Raw genomic sequence first — 16981 nt, forward strand, 5'->3', positions numbered from 1 at the left:
AGGTTGTTGCGCTGCTCGAAACCGGGGCGTCCGGGCTCCCCAGGCGAGTCACCGAGCCGGCGTCATTCAATGAAAATCCCGGCTTTGCACATCCAGCCCCCCCAGCAGCGGAGTCAGATCCTCCAGGCGGCGGGCGACAAGATGCCGTACGTCATTTTCGACTTCGAGGCGTCCGCTGACCTGCATCAAGCGGGATTCAAGGAAGACCTGGCGCTGGCGCTCGGCAAGCTGCCGCCAGACCACAACGTTGATCTGGCCAAACTCATCCTCCAGCGTCAGGAAGGTAACGCCACTGGCGGTCTGCGGGCGCTGGCGACCACGCACCAGTCCGGCAACCACCACGTGGCCTGCAGCCGGCATCGTTGCCAGATCGTTGGAGCTGCGGCAGCGCCGGGCCCGCAACTGCGCCCGCAGGCGTGACAGCGGATGGGCGGACAGGGTGGTGCCCAGCAGGGCATAGTCGGCCACCAGATCCTCCCCCGCGCTTGGCATCGGCAAGGCCACCGCCGCCTCGTCGGTCTCGGCCAGGCCCTGGAACAACGGCCGCATCGCTTCCACGCCGGCGACCACCCAGCGCGCGCGGTGGCGATGCCCCGCCATTCCGCGCAAAGCGCCGGAATCAGCCAGCAGCGCGCGGGTGCGACCATCCAGCGCCGCTCGCTGGCACAGATCGGCGACATCGGCGAACGCCCGCTGTGCCCTCGCCTGCTCGATACGCAGCGCATCTGCCTGATTGAAGCCGCGCACCAGGCAGAACCCCAGACGGATCGCCAGGCGCCGGCCATCGCGCTCGGGTTCCAGCGAGCAGTCCCAGCCGCTGTAGCGCACGTCCAGCGGCCGCGTTGCGACGCCATGTCGACGCACATCCTGCAGCAGCTGGTCCGGGCTGTAAAAGCCCATCGGTTGGCTGTTGAGCAAGGCGCAGGCGAACTCGGCCGGGTAGTGGCATTTGAGCCAGCTGCTGGCATAGGCGATCAGCGCGAAGCTGGCGGCATGGCTTTCCGGAAAACCGTAGCTGCCGAAGCCTTTGATCTGCTCGAAGATACGTTCTGCAAATTCCAAGGGATAGCCGCGCGCCAACATCCCCGCAGTCAGACGCTCGCGATGATGCTCCAGGCCGCCATGGCGTTTCCATGCCGCCATCGAGCGCCGCAGCGCATCGGCCTCGCTGGCGTTGTAACCGGCCGCGACCATCGCGATCTGCATCACCTGCTCCTGGAACAGCGGCACTCCCAAGGTGCGCTCCAGCACCTGCTCCAACGCCGGTGAGGGATAGCTGACCTGCTCCTCACCGGTTCGACGCCGCAGATAGGGATGCACCATATCCCCCTGGATCGGCCCCGGGCGCACGATCGCCACTTCAATCACCAGGTCGTAGAACGTCTGTGGCCGCAATCGCGGCAGCATCGCCATCTGTGCGCGTGATTCGATCTGGAATACACCCACCGTGTCGGCACGGCTGATCATGGCGTAGGTGTCCGCGTCCTCCTGTGGAATCGTGGCCAGTGTGAGCTGACGCCCGCGATGGTGCCGTATCAGATCGAAGCAGCGCCGCACTGCGGTAAGCATGCCCAGAGCCAGCACGTCGACCTTCATCAGGCCTAGGAACTCCAGGTCATCCTTGTCCCACTGAATCACCGTGCGTACGGCCATCGCGGCGTTCTCCACCGGCACCATGCTGTGCAATGGCCGCTCGGAAATGACGAACCCGCCGGGGTGCTGCGACAGGTAGTGCGGAAAGTCGATCAGTTCGCCAGCCAGCACCAGGATGCGATGCAGCAGCGGGCTGTCCGGGTCGAACCCGTGCTCGCGCAATCGCTCCCCGTCGGGCAGGCGGTCCGACCACTGACCGATACAGCTGGTCAGCCGGCTGATCGCGTCACCGGGCATCCCCAGCACCCGCGCCACATCGCGGATCGCCCCGCGTCCGCCGTACTGGGTGGCTACCGCAGCCAACGCGGCCCGCTCGCGTCCGTAACGTGCAAACACATACTGGATGACTTCCTCCCGCCGCTCGTGCTCGAAATCGACGTCGATATCCGGCGGTTCGTCGCGATCTTCTGAAATGAAACGCTCGAACAGCAGGTGGCTGTGCGAAGGATCCAGCTCGGTGATTCCCAGTACGAAGCACACCACCGAGTTGGCCGCCGAACCGCGCCCCTGGCAGAGGATGCCGAGGCTGCGGGCGTGGGCCACCAGGTCATGCACGGTGAGGAAATAGGAGGCATAGCGCTTGCGGGCGATCAACGCCAGCTCCTTGTCGATGAGTGCCTGCGCCTGGGGGCTCGTCCCTTGCGGCCAACGTCTGCAGGCGCCCTGCCTCACCAGCTCAGCCAGCCAGCTTTGCGGCGTATGGCCGGCAGGCACCAGCTCACTGGGATACAGGTAGTCCACGGCTTTTCTCAGATCGAAGCCGGTACAACGCGCTGCTATCCGCAGCGTTTCGCGCAGCAGCGCGGACGGATAGATCGACCGCAGGGCAGACAGCGGCCGCAGATGCCGCTCGCCGTTGGGAAACAGCAGATGACCGGCGTCGGCCACGGTGACACGATGGCGGATAGCCGTCATCACGTCCTGCAGGGCCCGCCGCCCCCGCGCGTGCATGTGCACATCACCGGACGCCACCAGCGGCATCCCCAGTTCCGCGCCCAGGCGCTGCAATAACTGAAGGCGCCCTGGATCATCCACCCCGTGATGCAGCTCGACCGCGATCCAGCAACGATCAGGAAACCATTCCCGCAGGCGACACCCGTGCGCCGGCTCCGGCACCGCCGGCGGCAGCCACAGCGCCAGCAGACCGCTGCGATCCACCTGCTCGAGATCCTCGGCCAGCAGCCGGTATTGGCCCTTGTCGGCACGTCGCCGGGCCTGGGTGATCAGCCAGCACAGGCTGCGGTAGCCGTTGTCATCCTCCACCAGAAACACCAGCCGAGGGCCAGCCTCCAGCTGTATTTCACTGCCGACAATCAACGGCACGCCACTGGCTTCCGATGCCCGCAGTGCGCGCACGATGCCGGCCAGCGAGCATTCGTCGGTGATCGCCAGCGCGCGGTAGGCGTGCTGCCTGGCGCGGGCAAACAGCTCATCCGCAGTCGAGGCGCCGCGCTGGAAACTGAAGGCCGACAGGCAATGCAGCTCGGCATATCCCTCACTCATGCAAACCAGCCATGCAGCATGAACCCGCCTTCGCCGCCCACGTCGCGCCAGGCCCAGGCCTGCTGGCCGAAGCGAGTAGCGACCCGGTAGTAGTCCCGCCGTATATCCGCCTCCCACCAGCCACTTTCAATCCGCTCCGGCCCGGACAGCAGCTCCGGCGCCGCCCCTGGCCACGGCCGGGGTTCGCGCAGCAGCCAACCGGGGCGCAACAGGGCCGGGACATCACCCGCCAGGCCTGCCATGTCGCTCCGCCACGCCTGTTCCGGGCGATGGTCGGCATGCACACGCAGCCCGTGCACCGCCTGGTCGCCCAAGCGTGCGCGCAGACGTTCGCGCAGCTGCTCCCACGGCATGCTCTGCTGGGGCCGGGCATCAAACAGCTCCCGATATTCCGGCACAAATACAGGCAGCTGGTCAGCACGCAGCCCGAACTGGCGCACCGGGGCGGGAATTTCCGCCTGCTCCAAGCGGCTGCGCGCGATATCGAACAGCAACCCGGCATCGCGTTCGGCTGAAAGCAGGCCGATATCGATGCAGGTCACCGGCCGGTCTTCATGCTCCAGCAACAGTGAAAACCGTTGCACACTGCCATCGCGCCCGTCCAGAAACGCAGCCAGGTCGGAGGTCAGCCGCCGCAACGGGAACAGCAACGCCTGCGAGGATTCCACTTCATAGCCCAGTTCGATGCGCAGTTCGAACACCTCCGGCGGCTGATAAGGGTGCAATACGAAAGCACGCTCACCGAGCAATGCATCCAGATGCTGCAACACTTCCGGAGCAAACCGGCGGTTTATGCTGGCACGCGGCAGCGCCTGCAACTGCCGGACCTTGCGCACGCCCATGCGCGCCAACGCCGCAGCGGCCGCAGCCCCGAAACCTGCCCGCGCCATCGGCAACTGGCCCAGCAGCGCGGCCAGTCCGGCCTCATCCACAACCAGGCCGTCGCCGGCATTGGCCAGCGCCCGCGCCGCCACCGGATTGGGTGCCAGAGCGATGCGATGGCGGAAACCCAGCGCGTCCAGCTCACGTCGCAAGCGCGCCTCGAATTGTGGCCATGGACCAAACAGACCCAGGCTGTGTTCGACCTCGATGACCAATGCCTGTGCGTATTGCAGACTTACCTGCGAACTGAAGCGGTAGGCCCATGCCGCCAGAAATTCCTGCCAATGCGTCTGCATCTGCGGTGCATAGGGCTGCACCTGGAAACCGGCAACCAATGCCTGTGCGGTCACCAGCGACTGACCCGCCTTCAATCCCAGCGCTGCGGCGGCCGGGCTCACCGAATGCAGCACCCGCCGTTGGGCCGGACCACTGACCAGCACGCGCGGCAGCGCCGGTTCGGCGCAACCACGCAGCACGCCGTCCATGGCCAGATGTGGCAGCAGAATGCAGGCCCAGCGCATGGTGCCTCACTGCATCCGTGCAAACGGCAGCGGCCGGGACGAAGGCATCCCGCCCCGGCACTTGAGCACCCGCAGCTGCGCCGGCTGCGCATCGATGGCAATACGCAACGCCGCGGGCGACGGATTGCACACCGCCTGCAACGGCCGGCACGCAAACCCCAGTGTCCGCCCGGATTCGGCCGCCACCTGCAAGCGCCGCAGCGCCTTGTCTTCGGTCAACTGGGGCCAGCACAGCACCGCGCCACAACTACCCGAGCGCAGACACTGCTCACTGGCCCACAATGCATCGCGCAACCCGTCGGCCTGCACCACCTGCACCTGGCGAAGATCCACTCCCGCCGCCTGCCAGGCCGGCGCATAGGGAATATGCGGCGGCGCCACCAGCACCACCCGTTCTCCGGCACGGGTCAACCGCGTCAGGGTGGGCCACAGCAGGCGCAACTCCCCCACCCCCTCGGCAGGCAGCAGGATTTCGCTCAGTGCCGCCTCCGGCCAGCCACCGCTCGGCAAGACTTCGTCCAACAGCGGATGCCCGGTAGGTTGCCGGCTGGCCGGCAGCGCAGCCGGCCGTCCACGCCAGACACGGCGTTCCTGCAACAGGCTGTCGAGGGCAACGACCGCGCCCATCAGCCGCGTCGCACCAGCCCACAGAACACGCCCTCGATGGCGAACTCCTGATCCGGCTGTATCTCTATCGGCGCATAGGCCGGATTCCGTGGCAGCAGGCGCACGTGGCCGCCACCGCGCGACAGACGCTTGATGGTCAACTCGCCCTCCAGCCGTGCCACCACCGTCTGTCCGTCGTACGCGTCATCCGCGCGACGTACGGCGACCAGGTCGCCATCCAGGATGCCGTCTTCGATCATCGAATCGCCCTGCACCCGCAGCAGATAATCCGGCCGGGCCGCAAACAGCCGCGCATCCAGCTCCAACGTATCCACCAGTCCGGCATCGGCACCGATAGGGAGGCCGGCCGCCACCCGCCCCAGGATGGGAACCTGCAACCGGTCGGCGCGAGCGCGGAAATCAGCCGGCCGGATACCGCGGGCCTGTCCAGCGGTGACATCGATCAATCCGGCTTCGGAGAGCGCCAAAACATGCTTGCGGGCCGCCCCGCGCGAGGCCAGACCGCAGGCCTGGGCGATTTCGGCCAGCGTCGGTGGCTGTCCTTGCCCGTCGATACGGTCATGGATGAAGGCGAGGATCGCGGCACGGCGGAGACTAAGGTCACTCATGGAGTACATTTGTACTCCATCACAAGGGAACCTGCCAGCGCTTGAAAGGTCCAATTCAGGCGAAATCCAACATCGCCCCACAGCCTGCTATCGTTCGCGAACCATGGAACCCGCCAGCGGTCCTTCCCCCTCTTCTCCCAACCTGCCGCACGAGTTGCGCAGGGTGCCATTGCGCACCATTGCCCCGACCACCAGCCTGCTGCTGCTGTTCTTCAGTGTCTGGCTGGCGCTCAACCGCCAATGGGGATGGGCACTGTGCAGCGCAGCCGTCGCGACCCCTGCGGTCATCGCCTGCACTCTGATCTACAGGCGCGCTCCAAAGATGGGCGCGGCGGGTCTGTTGCTGTGCATCGCGCATATCACCGGCTGCCTGCTCGCCGCAGGGCTGCTCGGCAGGAGCGCGCTGCCCTGGTCGTACCTGGCCTTGATGGCCAATTTCTTCCTCGTGCGTCAGAGCATTGCAACGCCCGCCAACCTGCTGCTGGTCGCCGGCCTGATCGCCATGCCCCCGCTGCTGCGCGGACCGCCTCCGGATCTGCAGGCGATGGTGGTCATCATCCTGATCTTCGGCTTCGGCTATCGCTTTTCACGACGCCTCCAGGGCGATCACACCCGGCTGGAGCTTCTGGCCTCGCTCGACGCACTGACCGGCCTGCCCAATCGCCGCGCGCTGGAAAAAGCCCTGCAACAACAGATCAACGGTGCGCGCGAAAACCGCTTCCGGCAGGCGCTGGTGGTGCTGGATATCGACCATTTCAAAGAGGTCAATGACCGTCATGGCCATGCTGCAGGTGATGCGGCATTGTCCGATCTTGCCGCCATCCTGCACGCCGAGCTTCGCGACAACGACAAGGTATTCCGCTTCGGTGGCGAGGAGTTCGTGATACTGGCCGAAACCGGCTCGCGCGAAGCGCTGGCCTGCTTCAGCGAACGCATACGCAATGCGGTCTTCCAGGCGCTGAACGGGCCTGACGGACGCATCACCATCTCGCTGGGCGCGGCAATGTATGGCGGCGAACAGCACTGGCAGGACTGGTTCTCGCGTGCCGATGCGGCGTTGTACCGGGCCAAGAGCGAAGGCCGCAACAGCTTTGCCATCGCCGACGATCTTCCCTAGCGCTGCTGTTCACGAAAAAGGGCCGCTCGCGCGGCCCTTCCCCTGGATCAACTACCGATGGATCACGAACGCAGCGGGATCACACGGATCTCGACGCGGCGGTTCTGCGCACGACCGGCTTCAGTGCTGTTGTCGGCAATCGGATAGGCCTTGCCAGCGCCCAGCGTCTCGATGCGTTCACGCTGCACACCTTGGGCGGTGAGATAGGCGGCCACGGCATCGGCGCGCTCCTTGGAGATGCGGTTGTTCACCGCATCGGTGCCGATGCTGTCGGTATGCCCGACCACCTCGATCATGGTCTGGTTGTATTCGCGCAGGGTGCTGGCCACGCCGTTGAGCGCCCCGTAGAACTGAGGTTTGAGCGAGGTCTTGTTGAAATCGAAGGTGATGCCATCGGGCAGGCTCAGGGTGATGTTGTCGCCCTGGCGCTGAACATCGATACCGGTGTTGGCGGTGCGCTCACGCAATGCGCGCTCCTGGCGGTCCTGGTAGTTGCCTACCGCGGCGCCTCCCAGTGCACCGATACCGGCGCCCACCATCGCGCGCTGACGGCGCTCGGTGGCGCTGTCACCGCTCAACAGGCCGGCGGCTACGCCGATGGCGGTACCGATCAGCGCGCCCTTGCCGGTACGGTTCTGCTGCTGCGAAGGGTTGCCGTACTGGTCGCTCTGCACGTACGAACCACCGGTGGCACAGGCCGAAAGGACGGCAGCGGCCACCAGACCAATGGAAAGATTGCGAACAACGGTAAGTGGGATCATCTGAGTCTCCTTCATGAGCCGGCCGGGCCAGCGGGGATTTGCCCGCGCAGCATAAACAGCACTGCGCAATCCGGACATGATGAAAATCGCCTACCCATGGCATCCATTCATAAAGCTGCCACGGGAACGAAAGCGGCTAACGGCAGAGGTGATAGGCCGCCAGCGCCGCCTCCCGGCCTTCTGCCAGATCCACCAGCGGCTGTGCCGGATACGACGGGGCCATTTCCGCCAGCAATCCGGGCGACAGCCACGGCGCAAAGCGCGCTTTCACCGGCAACTTCGCCAGTTCCGGCACCCAGCGCGTGATGTAGCGCGCCTGCGGGTCGAACTTCTGCGCCTGCGTGACCGGATTGAACACGCGGAAGTACGGCGCCGCATCGGCGCCGGTGCCGGCGATCCATTGCCAGCCCATGCTGTTGTTGGCCAGATCGGCATCCACCAGCGTGTCCCAGAACCAGCGCGCGCCTTGCAGCCAGTGGATGCGCAAGTGCTTGCACAGGAAGCTGCCCACCAGCATCCGCACCCGGTTGTGCATGTAGCCCGTTGCCCACAGCTCGCGCATGCCGGCATCGATGATGGGGATGCCGGTACGTCCTTGCCGCCAGGCCTCCAGCAATGCTTGCTGCGGCGGCGCCCAGGCAAAGCCATCAAAACGCGGATTGAGGTTGGCATCCGAGGTCTGCGGGAAGTGATGCAGCAGATGCCAGGAAAATTCGCGCCAGCCCAGCTGGCGCAGGTAGCCGTCGATATCGGCATTGCGACCGGCACTACGCATTCCCTCCAGCACATGGGCGATGCGCCACGGTGCGATCTCGCCAAAATGCAGGTGGGGCGAGATCAGGGAGGTACCGACACGGTCCGGCAGGTCGCGCTGTTCGCAGTAACCGTTGAGCGCACCGTCGGTGAACACCTCCAGCGTTTGCTGCGCACCGGCCTCGCCGGGCTGCCAGCGCTCCCAGAAACCGGCATCCCAAGCCAATCGCGGCGCCAGGCCCAGTGCCTCCAGGGGCAATCCATCGATCCCATGCGCGGCCAGCATATCCGGCGCAGCGCAAAGCTCCGCCAGACGCCAGCGGCTCAGCGCATTGCGCCAGAACGGCGTGAATACCTTGTAGGGGCCGCCCTGCTGGGTCGTCAGCTCCCAGGGTTCGAACAGCAGATAGCCGTTGTGGCTTTCCACCTGCAGTCCCTGCTGGCGCAGATCGCGCTTGATCGCTGCATCACGCGGCTGGGTGACAGGCTCGTACTTGCGGTTCCAGTACACCGCCTGGGCGCCGGTTTCGGCGATCAACTGCTGCAAGGCCCCGGCACTGGGGCCGCGGCGGATCACCAGATGCGAACCACGCGCACGCAGATCGGCATCCAGCGCGGCGAGTGAGCGATGCAGCCAGGCGTCGGAAGCCGCGCCGGGCGCCCACGTCCCCTCCTCCTCCGGCGCATGCACATACACCGGCACCGGGTCGTGCCCGGCAGCCAGCGCCGTCTGCAATGCAGGATTGTCCTGCAGGCGCAGATCACGCCTGAACCATACCAACGCAACGGACATCTTCAGTCAGAACCAGTCGATTTGAAGGCGCTCATGATAGGTCGTCGCACCGTGAAAAGAGCGCCCGGGATGCTGTGCCATCATCTCCGGGACAACCCGGCCACGCGGCCCGGACGCCCTTACCGGCCGCCGCCAGAGAGAGGAATACTCGATGGAAACGCAGCTCAATCCGGCCGCATCGGTCTACCGGATTCTGGTTTTCGATGAAGTGTACTCAGCGCGCGCGGCCGAGGAACAAGCCGAGAAGAGCAAGCTGTCCGCTTTTGGCACGCTGGCCCGGCTCAATCCGCTGAACCGGCCCAAGACCGAGACCGTGAACCTGTCCAAGTCGGAGTTGCGCTATGAGCCGTTCTGGTATGTGGCCGCGCGGCGCGAGATCGATTACCTGCACGAGGCGGTGTATCCGCTGCAGATCGCCAATCCCTACGCGCGCCAGCTGGAAATCGCCGGGCAGACGTTCGAAGTGCTCGCCAATGGCAACAAGCCCCGGGTGGAGCTGACCGTCAACGAACGCTGCCACCGCAAGATCGATACCAGCCTGTACCAGGACGGACTGAAGCGGCCGATCCGCCAGGCCAAGCTGCAGGGCTACGTGGAGCGCTACCGCGCGATCGAGCAGCAGCAACTGGATCTGCCCGGCGGTATCGCGCCGCAGATGCCGTTCGCCTCGGTGGTGCAGGTGATCAAGTCGCAACTGGCCGCCGAAGCCATCGACGCGCATCGCATCGACAATGACCTGCTCGAATTCGTCAGCGCCAACCTGTACTTCCGCCCGGTATTCGCCTTCGAATATCTGTGGACCGGCGCCGGCAAGATCGGCGTGATCGAAATCGACGGCCTGACCGGCGAGGTGGTCGAGGACGGCCAGTGGTTCCGCGACAAGCTCGATACCGTGATGTCGCGCGAGATGCTGTTCGAACTGGGCGCGGAAATGGCTTCGGCCGCCGTGCCCGGCGGGGGATTCGCGGTCAAGGTGCTGGGAAAACTGACCCAGGAGCGCCAAGGACGCCCCTGAGCGGGCCACTTACTCGAACGATCCCACCGAGTCGTGCGAAAGGTTGTCAAAGCGGGTGTATTCACCGAAGAACTTCAACTTGCACGAGCCGGTCGGGCCACCACGGTGCTTGCCGATGATGATCTCGGCCAGGCCCTTGTCCGGCGAATTTTCTTTGTTGTAGTAGTCGTCGCGGTAGATGAAAACGATCATGTCCGCGTCCTGCTCGATAGCGCCGGATTCGCGAAGATCGGCCATCACCGGGCGCTTGTCGGTACGCGTTTCCAGCGAGCGGTTGAGCTGGGACAGGGCGATCACTGGCACGTTCAGCTCCTTGGCCAGACCCTTCAACGAGCGCGATATCTCCGAAATTTCGGTCGCGCGGTTTTCGCTGTTACCCGGCACGCTCATCAGCTGCAGGTAGTCGATCACGATCAGGCCCAGATCGTGCTCGCGCTTCAGACGTCGGCACTTGGATCTCAGGATCTCCGGCGACACGCCCGGCGTGTCGTCGATGAAGATCTTGGTTTCCTTCAGCATGCGGATCGCGCCGGTGACGCGACTCCAGTCCTCGTCCTCCAGCTGGCCGGTGCGCAGCCGCTGGGCGTTGATGCGGCCGTTGGAGGAAATCAGGCGCATCGCCAGCTGCGATGCCGACATTTCCATCGAGAACACCGCCACGCCCTTCTTGGACTTGATCGCCGCATATTCGGCGATGTTCAGCGCAAAAGTGGTCTTGCCCATTGCCGGACGTGCGGCCAGGATGATCAGATCGGTCGGCTGCAGGCCGGCGGTCATCGCGTCGAAATCGTTGTAGCCGGTCGGCAGTCCGGTGATGTTGCCGCCGTTCTCGAAACGGTTGCGCAGCTCTTCGAACGCGTCCTTCAGTGCGCCGGGCATGGCCACAAAGTCGGTACGGCCGCGGGCGCCCTGCTCGGCAATGGCGAACACCTGCTTCTCCGCCGCCGAAAGCAGTTCCGCACTGTCCCGCCCTTCCGGCTGGAAGCCGTCGTTGACGATGTCGGTACCGACCTGGATCAACTGCCGGAGCACGGCCTTGTCACGCACGATCTCGGCATAGGCGCTGATGTTGGCGGCCGATGGCGTGGTGCTGGCCAGCTCGATCAGGTAGGCGCCATCGCCAATCAGCTCCATCTTGCCCTGCGATTCGAACCACTCACCCAGCGTCACCGCATCGAACGGACGATCGCGCTCGGACAATTCGCAGATCGCCCGGTAGATCAGCTGGTGGTCACGCCGGTAGAAATCCTTGTCGGTCAGCGCCTCGTTGACCCGATCGTAGGCTTCCGGCGCCAGCATCAGGCCACCGAGCACAGCCTGCTCGGCTTCCACCGAATGCGGGGGCACACGCAAGGCGTCGATGCGCTGCTCGCTGCGATCGGCACGATCAGCGCGGTCTTTACGGTCGGAACGGAAACCAGTGCGGGCGGACATGAAAAGCGTATTTCCTGCAGTAAGGCCGTGCGGCCATGTTAGGTGGGCATCGGCCACCGGGATACGGACAACTCTGTGGACAACCTGTCCACAAACCAACCCCGCGCGGGGGCGCTGGCGTACCGGACGTGGGTGGCCATACAGAAAAGTCCCCGGCACCATTGCAATGTCGGGGACATGATTATCGCAAAACCCGACGCCCGGGCACGTACCGACCGTGAATGGGGCTACCGGGGCCGCGCCAGGCCGTCACCTGGGCTGCTGGGTCTGGATCCAGTCGAAGAAGGCATCCAGAAAGCCTTGCAGGAATTTGCGCGTGCCTTCGCTGGCAACGGTGCCGTCCGCCTCGATCAGCCCCTCCTTGAACTGCACGAAGGCCTCCGGCCGCGCCATTGCGGCCAAGCCCACCGCCACCAGCACGTTGCGCAGGTGCTGCTGCGCCATGGCGGTACCGGCACTGCCGAAGGAGGCGCCGATCAGCGCTGCCGGCTTGCCTTGGAACGCATTGTCCCCCTGTGGCCTGGAACCGGTATCGATGGCGTTTTTGAGCACCCCGGGAATGGAGCGGTTGTACTCGGGCGTGATGAACAGTACCGCATCGGCCGAGCGCACCTGGTTCTTCAGCCGTGTGCCCTGGGCCGGAAACCGGCTGTCGTGATCCTGGTTGTACAGCGGGATGTCATCGAGCTGGATGTAATCGAAGCTGGCGCGGTCGCCAGCCAGCTTTTCCAAGGCATGGGCCAGACGCCGGTTGATGGACTCCTTGCGCAGACTGCCAACGAAAACCGCGATCTTGTAAGGGCTCATGGCGACCTCGTCATGAAAAGTGGATAGACACTAGCCGGGCACGCCTTCGCGGTGGATGAAGGAGCGTGCCCACCCAAGGAAGATGGCTGTTTTCACTCCCCTGAAACCGCCACTGCCTGTCGCCGGCGCGCGTGAAGCCGAGTTCATGTGCCCGCGGTGTCTCACGCAAGCTGCGCCGCTGCGGCCACCACGTCGTTCTCCCCCGGCAACACCAGCAACGCGGCGCCGGCCAGTGGTGTATAGGTGTCCACACCGGTCACCCGCCGCAGCGGAATGTCCCCGTAACCGGCCTCGACCAGCGCGGTGATCACCCCTTCACCGACACCGGCGCTATGCCGCCCCTCATCGACCACGACAATCCGCTTGGCACCCTTGGCCTGCGCGGCGATCCAGGCATCATTGAGCGGCACCAGCCAGCGCAGGTCCACCACCCGCACCTTCCAGCCTTGCGCCTGCTCGATGGACTTGGCCGCACGCAGGCTCATGGGCACACCGTTGCCATAGGTGAAGATGACCAGATCCTCGCTTCCCGCACCGTAAACACGTCCTTCACCGAGGGTAAGCGCCTGTTCCGGGGCCGGATATGGGAACAGCCACTGCCCGTCGCCCGCTTCGTACAGGTCCTTGCCCATGTACAGCGCGATCGGCTCGAGGAACACGCACACGCGGCCGTCCACCTTGGCCAGCGCCGCCAAGGTGCGCAGCATCGCCACGGCATCGTCGCCGCGCGAAGGGCAGCCCACCACCAAACCGGGGATGTCGCGCAGGGCCGTGATCGAGTTGTCATTGTGGAAGTGGCCGCCGAAGCCCTTCTGGTAGCCCAGCCCGGCGATGCGGATCAGCATCGGGTTGCGATACTGGTCGTTGGAGAAGAACTGCAGCGAACAAGCCTCGCCGCGCACCTGGTCGATGGCATTGTGCAGGTAGGCCAGGTACTGGATTTCCGGCAGCGGCAGCATGCCCATGTTGGCAAACCCCTGCGCCATACCAAGGATCATTGTCTCGTCCAGCAGGGTGTTGAACACCCGGCGCGGCCCAAATGCTTTCTGCAGGCCCTTGGTCACCGTGTAGACGCCGCCTTTCTGCGCCACGTCCTCGCCGAACAGCATCGTTTCCGGATATTTGGCGAACAGGTCGTGCAAGGCCTGGTTGATCTGCACGGCCAGATGCTTCGGCGGCTGGTTCTCCGGCAAGGCCGCATCGCTGCCGAACACCTGCAGGCGCCGCTCGCGGTAGTCACCCCGCCTGGCCTCCGCCTGTACTTTGTCTGGCGTGTAAGGCGCCAGCGGAGCGATCACCTCGGCCAGCCCGGTCAGGCGCGGGCGCTGGTCGGCCGCTTCGGCGGCGGCAAAGCAGCGCTTTCGGGTCTGTTCGTACAGCGCCAGCACCTCGGCCTTGTCCATCAGCCCCGACTCGACCGCGATCTGCGCCGAGCGCAGCAGCGGATCACCCGCCTCCACCGCGCACAGCTCCTCCAGCGCGCGCCATTCGATCTCGAAATCGGTACCGGCGTGGCCCATCAGCCGCGTGGTGCGCAGATGCAGGAAGGTCGGTCGCCGGGTCTTGCGGCAATGCTCCACCGCACGCTGCACCTCGGCATAGCCACTGGCCAGATCCAGCCCATCGGCATGGAAATAGTCCAGACCCGGGCGATGGCGGAAGCTCTCGGCGATCCAGCCTTCCGGCGTCTTGACCGAGATGCCGATGCCGTTGTCCTCGCAGACAAACAGCACCGGCGCCGGCAGTTTCTGGAAACTGCTCCACGCGGCGGCATTGAACGCGGTCTGCGCGGTGGCGTGGTTGGCCGATGCATCGCCGAAGGAACAGATGGTGATGCTGTCGTCGGGAATCGGCAGCGCATGTCCCACGCGCCTGCCGGCTTCGATCGCCATCGCCGTGCCCAGCGCCTTGGGCAGGTGCGAGGCGATGGTCGAGGTCTGCGGCAACACCCACAACGGCTTGCTGCCCCACACCTTGTGGCGGCCGCCGCTGGCCGGATCATCCTTGCTGGCGGCGAAGGACAGGGCCGAATCCATTACAGGGTCCAGGCCCGGCAATTTGCGGAAACGCTCGGCCATGAAGCCGCCGGAACGGTAGTGCAGGAAGGCCGGATCGGTGTGCCGCGCGGCACGCGCGACCATCGCATTGCCCTCGTGCCCGGAGGAGCCGATCGTGTAGAAGACCTTGTTCTGGACGCGCAACACCCGCGCCATCAGATCCAGATGACGGCTGATCAGCTGTGATTCGAACAGTTCGCGGAAGCCGCGGGCGTCCAGTGCGCTCCCCGGCAGCACCGGCGCGCCGTCCTGCGGCCCTTTGCCAGGCCCTTGGCCCAGCCCGGTTACGAATTCGATGAAATTGGTATCGCAGATCTCGGCGCGGTTCAGGCCCTTCATGCGGGCCGGAAGGGGATTCGGTACACGGGCAAACATGCAGACAGACTCCACGTGACAGTCGCGTTGGGCGGGGAAAAAAGGTTCAGCAGCGGGTGGCGATACGGGCAAGCACCTGCGCCTCCGGTGCGGGCATCGCCACGAAGCCGGGTTGCGCGCGTACCCGCTGCAGCCATTGCTGGATGGCCGGATACGGGGACAGCGCAATGCCCCCGTCTTCGGCGACGGCGGTGTACGCGAACAGGGCGATGTCCGCGATGCCGTAGTCGGGCCCGGTAAACCAGGTAGCGAGCGACAAGTGCCGCTCCATCACCGCCAGTGCGGCATGACCGTGTTCGCGCAGGCGCGGCAGATCATCGCGGCGTGGGGAGTCGTCCCGTGCCCAGCCACTGATGAAACGGGCCACGGCGATATACGGCTCATGGCTGTACTGCTCGAAGAACATCCACGACAGCGCCTGCGCACGCTGCCAGCCATCAACCGGCAGCAAGGGCGTGCCTTCGGCCAGCCAGAACAGGATGGCGTTGGATTCGGTGAGCACGCGCCCGTCGCCCAGTTCCACGACCGGCACTTTTCCATTGGGATTGAGCGCCAGGAACTGCGGCGTGCGGGTCTGACCACCGGCGCTGTCCACCTCGATCCATCGATAGCGCGCGCCAAGCTGCTCAAGCAGCAGGCGCACCTTGTAACAATTGCCCGAAGTCGACATGCCATGCACAGTCAACGGAGCGTCAGGTTTCACCATTGATACGGTTCCAGAAGGTGGCGGCCGGTACAACGTATGCGCCCTCATCACACCGCAATCACTGGCCGTTGGAAAGTGCGCCTGCAGCAATTTCCGGGGGGCCGGCAACAGAAAAGGGCCGGCAAAGCCGGCCCTTTTGATATGCGCGACAGTACTGCGATTACTGGCGGGTGCTACCTGCATCCACTTTGGCAGTCTGTGTCACCACCTGGCCATCGATGACCGGCAGGCGGTCGCTGGCCGGGCGGCTTTCCATACGGACGGTCTTTTCAGCGCCGTCGTAACGGTAGGTCACGTCGTAGCCGATGGTCTGATCGGTGTTGCCCATCGCAATGCGGTTGCCCGGCTTGCTGTCCATCCGCATGGTGCCGGTGCTGCCGTCGGCATTGCGGTAGGTGACGTTGTAGCCGGTTACCCGCGAGGATTCGGAGGTGGTGTTCTCGGTGCGGCACTGGCGCTCGGTGCGGCTGACGACGCGACCACCGACGTGACGTTTGTCGACCTGGTTGCCGATCACACCACCGGCGACCGCACCGGCGGCTGTCGCGGCCTTCTTGCCGTTGCCGCCACCGACCTGGCTGCCCAGCAGGCCACCGATCACCGCGCCGGCGACCGTACCACCGACATTGCCATCACGCTCGGGCAGGCGCTCCTGCACCACCACATCCTCGCACACCTCGTGCGGCACGGTGGTGGTGGAGGTTTCGCGCACCGGCTCGGTACCGATCACCGTGGCATAGGCGCGCTCTTTCTGTGTCATCGGAGCGACCTTCAGCACATCGGCGTAGTCGAGCTTGCCACCGGCAGCCAGCGCATCGCTGACCGCCGCATCGTCGGTGAAGGCGGAATTGTCCAGCACCGGAGTCGTCCCCTCGGTGCCGGCGGCAAGCGGCGCCTTGTCGCGCCCACTCATGAAGGCCGCCGTGGCAATACCGCCCACCAGCAGCGCGCCGGCGGCGACCAGAATCGTTGTGGTGTTGCTCTTCATCGTCGGCTCCTTGCGGTCCATCCGCGCTGACTGGGGGGATTCCAGCATGATAATGCTGAACAGAGGCAGGTATTTCCGCATCTGCCCCTTACAAAATTCAGGCTTCGTCGCAATATTGCGAGCGTCCCCCTCCTCTTCCCGCAGGCCACCCAAATGTCCAGCCCGATACTGCTGCCGTTGATGTCCTGGGCACGCAAGTTGCGCTACCCGACCCTGTTCAAGATCACCGCGGCACTGTTCGTGATCAGCATGCTGCTGCCCGATCCCATCCCGTTCATCGATGAGATCCTGTTCGCGCTGGGCACCTTGCTGCTGGCCAACTGGAAGCGGCGCAAGGATCCAGCCATCGAGCCTGCGGTCATTGCACGCAAGCGCTGAACC

At 65.1% G+C, this 16981-nt stretch carries 14 protein-coding genes; 3 read left to right on the forward strand and 11 right to left on the reverse strand.

Annotation, left to right across the window (positions count from 1 at the left end; translation table 11 throughout):
- Positions 1 to 66: 66 nt before the first annotated feature.
- Genes ACVOMH_RS09480 through lexA form a run of 4 tightly spaced genes read right to left on the reverse strand, consistent with a single transcriptional unit; the run spans position 67 to position 5794 of the window.
- On the reverse strand, positions 67 to 3156 hold the full coding sequence (locus tag ACVOMH_RS09480) for an error-prone DNA polymerase (RefSeq protein WP_481551779.1): 3090 nt from the start codon (positions 3154 to 3156) through the stop codon (positions 67 to 69).
- Positions 3153 to 4559, reverse strand: coding sequence for a Y-family DNA polymerase (locus ACVOMH_RS09485; RefSeq protein ID WP_481551780.1), 1407 nt, complete (start codon positions 4557 to 4559; stop codon positions 3153 to 3155). The genes ACVOMH_RS09480 and ACVOMH_RS09485 overlap by 4 nt, the downstream gene beginning before the upstream one ends.
- Before the next feature lie 6 nt (positions 4560 to 4565).
- Positions 4566 to 5186, reverse strand: coding sequence for a translesion DNA synthesis-associated protein ImuA (gene imuA, locus ACVOMH_RS09490; RefSeq protein WP_481551781.1), 621 nt, complete (start codon positions 5184 to 5186; stop codon positions 4566 to 4568).
- Positions 5186 to 5794: a transcriptional repressor LexA gene (gene lexA / locus ACVOMH_RS09495; RefSeq protein ID WP_481551782.1), complete on the reverse strand. Its 609-nt coding sequence runs from the start codon at positions 5792 to 5794 to the stop codon at positions 5186 to 5188. The genes imuA and lexA overlap by 1 nt, the downstream gene beginning before the upstream one ends.
- Positions 5795 to 5897: 103 nt before the next feature.
- Between lexA and ACVOMH_RS09500 the strand changes: the two genes are divergently transcribed.
- On the forward strand, positions 5898 to 6911 hold the full coding sequence (locus ACVOMH_RS09500) for a GGDEF domain-containing protein (RefSeq protein WP_481551783.1): 1014 nt from the start codon (positions 5898 to 5900) through the stop codon (positions 6909 to 6911).
- A gap of 62 nt (positions 6912 to 6973) precedes the next feature.
- On the opposite strand, the gene ACVOMH_RS09505 is transcribed toward ACVOMH_RS09500, so the two are convergent.
- Both ACVOMH_RS09505 and ACVOMH_RS09510 read right to left on the reverse strand, forming a co-directional pair.
- Positions 6974 to 7672 (reverse strand): YiaD family glycine zipper/OmpA-like lipoprotein, encoded by a 699-nt coding sequence (locus ACVOMH_RS09505; RefSeq protein ID WP_054658707.1) that lies wholly within the window; start codon positions 7670 to 7672, stop codon positions 6974 to 6976.
- 136 nt (positions 7673 to 7808) lie between these two features.
- Positions 7809 to 9218 (reverse strand): cryptochrome/photolyase family protein, encoded by a 1410-nt coding sequence (locus ACVOMH_RS09510; RefSeq protein WP_481551784.1) that lies wholly within the window; start codon positions 9216 to 9218, stop codon positions 7809 to 7811.
- A 151-nt stretch (positions 9219 to 9369) separates the two neighbouring features.
- Here ACVOMH_RS09510 and ACVOMH_RS09515 point away from each other — a divergent pair, with 151 nt between their 5' ends.
- Positions 9370 to 10233 (forward strand): hypothetical protein, encoded by an 864-nt coding sequence (locus tag ACVOMH_RS09515; protein ID WP_481551785.1) that lies wholly within the window; start codon positions 9370 to 9372, stop codon positions 10231 to 10233.
- 9 nt (positions 10234 to 10242) lie between these two features.
- On the opposite strand, the gene ACVOMH_RS09520 is transcribed toward ACVOMH_RS09515, so the two are convergent.
- The 5 genes from ACVOMH_RS09520 to ACVOMH_RS09540 all read right to left on the reverse strand — a co-directional run bounded on the left by ACVOMH_RS09520 (position 10243) and on the right by ACVOMH_RS09540 (position 16600).
- Positions 10243 to 11667 carry a replicative DNA helicase gene (locus ACVOMH_RS09520; protein ID WP_481524275.1) on the reverse strand — a complete coding sequence of 475 codons (1425 nt, stop codon included), beginning with the start codon at positions 11665 to 11667 and terminating at the stop codon, positions 10243 to 10245.
- Between the two features lie 249 nt (positions 11668 to 11916).
- Positions 11917 to 12474, reverse strand: a complete 558-nt coding sequence (locus ACVOMH_RS09525) for an NADPH-dependent FMN reductase (protein WP_054658701.1) — start codon at positions 12472 to 12474, stop codon at positions 11917 to 11919.
- Positions 12475 to 12635: 161 nt separating this feature from the next.
- Positions 12636 to 14906 (reverse strand): thiamine pyrophosphate-dependent enzyme, encoded by a 2271-nt coding sequence (locus tag ACVOMH_RS09530; protein ID WP_481551786.1) that lies wholly within the window; start codon positions 14904 to 14906, stop codon positions 12636 to 12638.
- Between the two features lie 46 nt (positions 14907 to 14952).
- Positions 14953 to 15612 (reverse strand): glutathione S-transferase family protein, encoded by a 660-nt coding sequence (locus ACVOMH_RS09535; protein WP_054658964.1) that lies wholly within the window; start codon positions 15610 to 15612, stop codon positions 14953 to 14955.
- 160 nt (positions 15613 to 15772) lie between these two features.
- Positions 15773 to 16600, reverse strand: a complete 828-nt coding sequence (locus ACVOMH_RS09540; RefSeq protein WP_481551787.1) for a glycine zipper 2TM domain-containing protein — start codon at positions 16598 to 16600, stop codon at positions 15773 to 15775.
- A gap of 153 nt (positions 16601 to 16753) precedes the next feature.
- Between ACVOMH_RS09540 and ACVOMH_RS09545 the strand changes: the two genes are divergently transcribed.
- Positions 16754 to 16978, forward strand: coding sequence for a DUF6116 family protein (locus ACVOMH_RS09545; RefSeq protein ID WP_054658963.1), 225 nt, complete (start codon positions 16754 to 16756; stop codon positions 16976 to 16978).
- Positions 16979 to 16981: the final 3 nt, after the last annotated feature.

It is taken from the genome of Stenotrophomonas sp. STEN013 (assembly GCF_056760355.1).

What these genes read in the sequence shown, in the direction of transcription:
- ACVOMH_RS09480 (WP_481551779.1), bottom strand. Translation starts at nt 3,156, where the DNA reads ATGAGTGAGGGATATGCCGAGCTGCATTGCCTGTCGGCCTTCAGTTTC.
- ACVOMH_RS09485 (WP_481551780.1), bottom strand. Translation starts at nt 4,559, where the DNA reads ATGCGCTGGGCCTGCATTCTGCTGCCACATCTGGCCATGGACGGCGTG.
- imuA (WP_481551781.1), bottom strand. Translation starts at nt 5,186, where the DNA reads ATGGGCGCGGTCGTTGCCCTCGACAGCCTGTTGCAGGAACGCCGTGTC.
- lexA (WP_481551782.1), bottom strand. Translation starts at nt 5,794, where the DNA reads ATGAGTGACCTTAGTCTCCGCCGTGCCGCGATCCTCGCCTTCATCCAT.
- ACVOMH_RS09500 (WP_481551783.1), top strand. Translation starts at nt 5,898, where the DNA reads ATGGAACCCGCCAGCGGTCCTTCCCCCTCTTCTCCCAACCTGCCGCAC.
- ACVOMH_RS09505 (WP_054658707.1), bottom strand. Translation starts at nt 7,672, where the DNA reads ATGATCCCACTTACCGTTGTTCGCAATCTTTCCATTGGTCTGGTGGCC.
- ACVOMH_RS09510 (WP_481551784.1), bottom strand. Translation starts at nt 9,218, where the DNA reads ATGTCCGTTGCGTTGGTATGGTTCAGGCGTGATCTGCGCCTGCAGGAC.
- ACVOMH_RS09515 (WP_481551785.1), top strand. Translation starts at nt 9,370, where the DNA reads ATGGAAACGCAGCTCAATCCGGCCGCATCGGTCTACCGGATTCTGGTT.
- ACVOMH_RS09520 (WP_481524275.1), bottom strand. Translation starts at nt 11,667, where the DNA reads ATGTCCGCCCGCACTGGTTTCCGTTCCGACCGTAAAGACCGCGCTGAT.
- ACVOMH_RS09525 (WP_054658701.1), bottom strand. Translation starts at nt 12,474, where the DNA reads ATGAGCCCTTACAAGATCGCGGTTTTCGTTGGCAGTCTGCGCAAGGAG.
- ACVOMH_RS09530 (WP_481551786.1), bottom strand. Translation starts at nt 14,906, where the DNA reads ATGTTTGCCCGTGTACCGAATCCCCTTCCGGCCCGCATGAAGGGCCTG.
- ACVOMH_RS09535 (WP_054658964.1), bottom strand. Translation starts at nt 15,612, where the DNA reads ATGGTGAAACCTGACGCTCCGTTGACTGTGCATGGCATGTCGACTTCG.
- ACVOMH_RS09540 (WP_481551787.1), bottom strand. Translation starts at nt 16,600, where the DNA reads ATGAAGAGCAACACCACAACGATTCTGGTCGCCGCCGGCGCGCTGCTG.
- ACVOMH_RS09545 (WP_054658963.1), top strand. Translation starts at nt 16,754, where the DNA reads ATGTCCAGCCCGATACTGCTGCCGTTGATGTCCTGGGCACGCAAGTTG.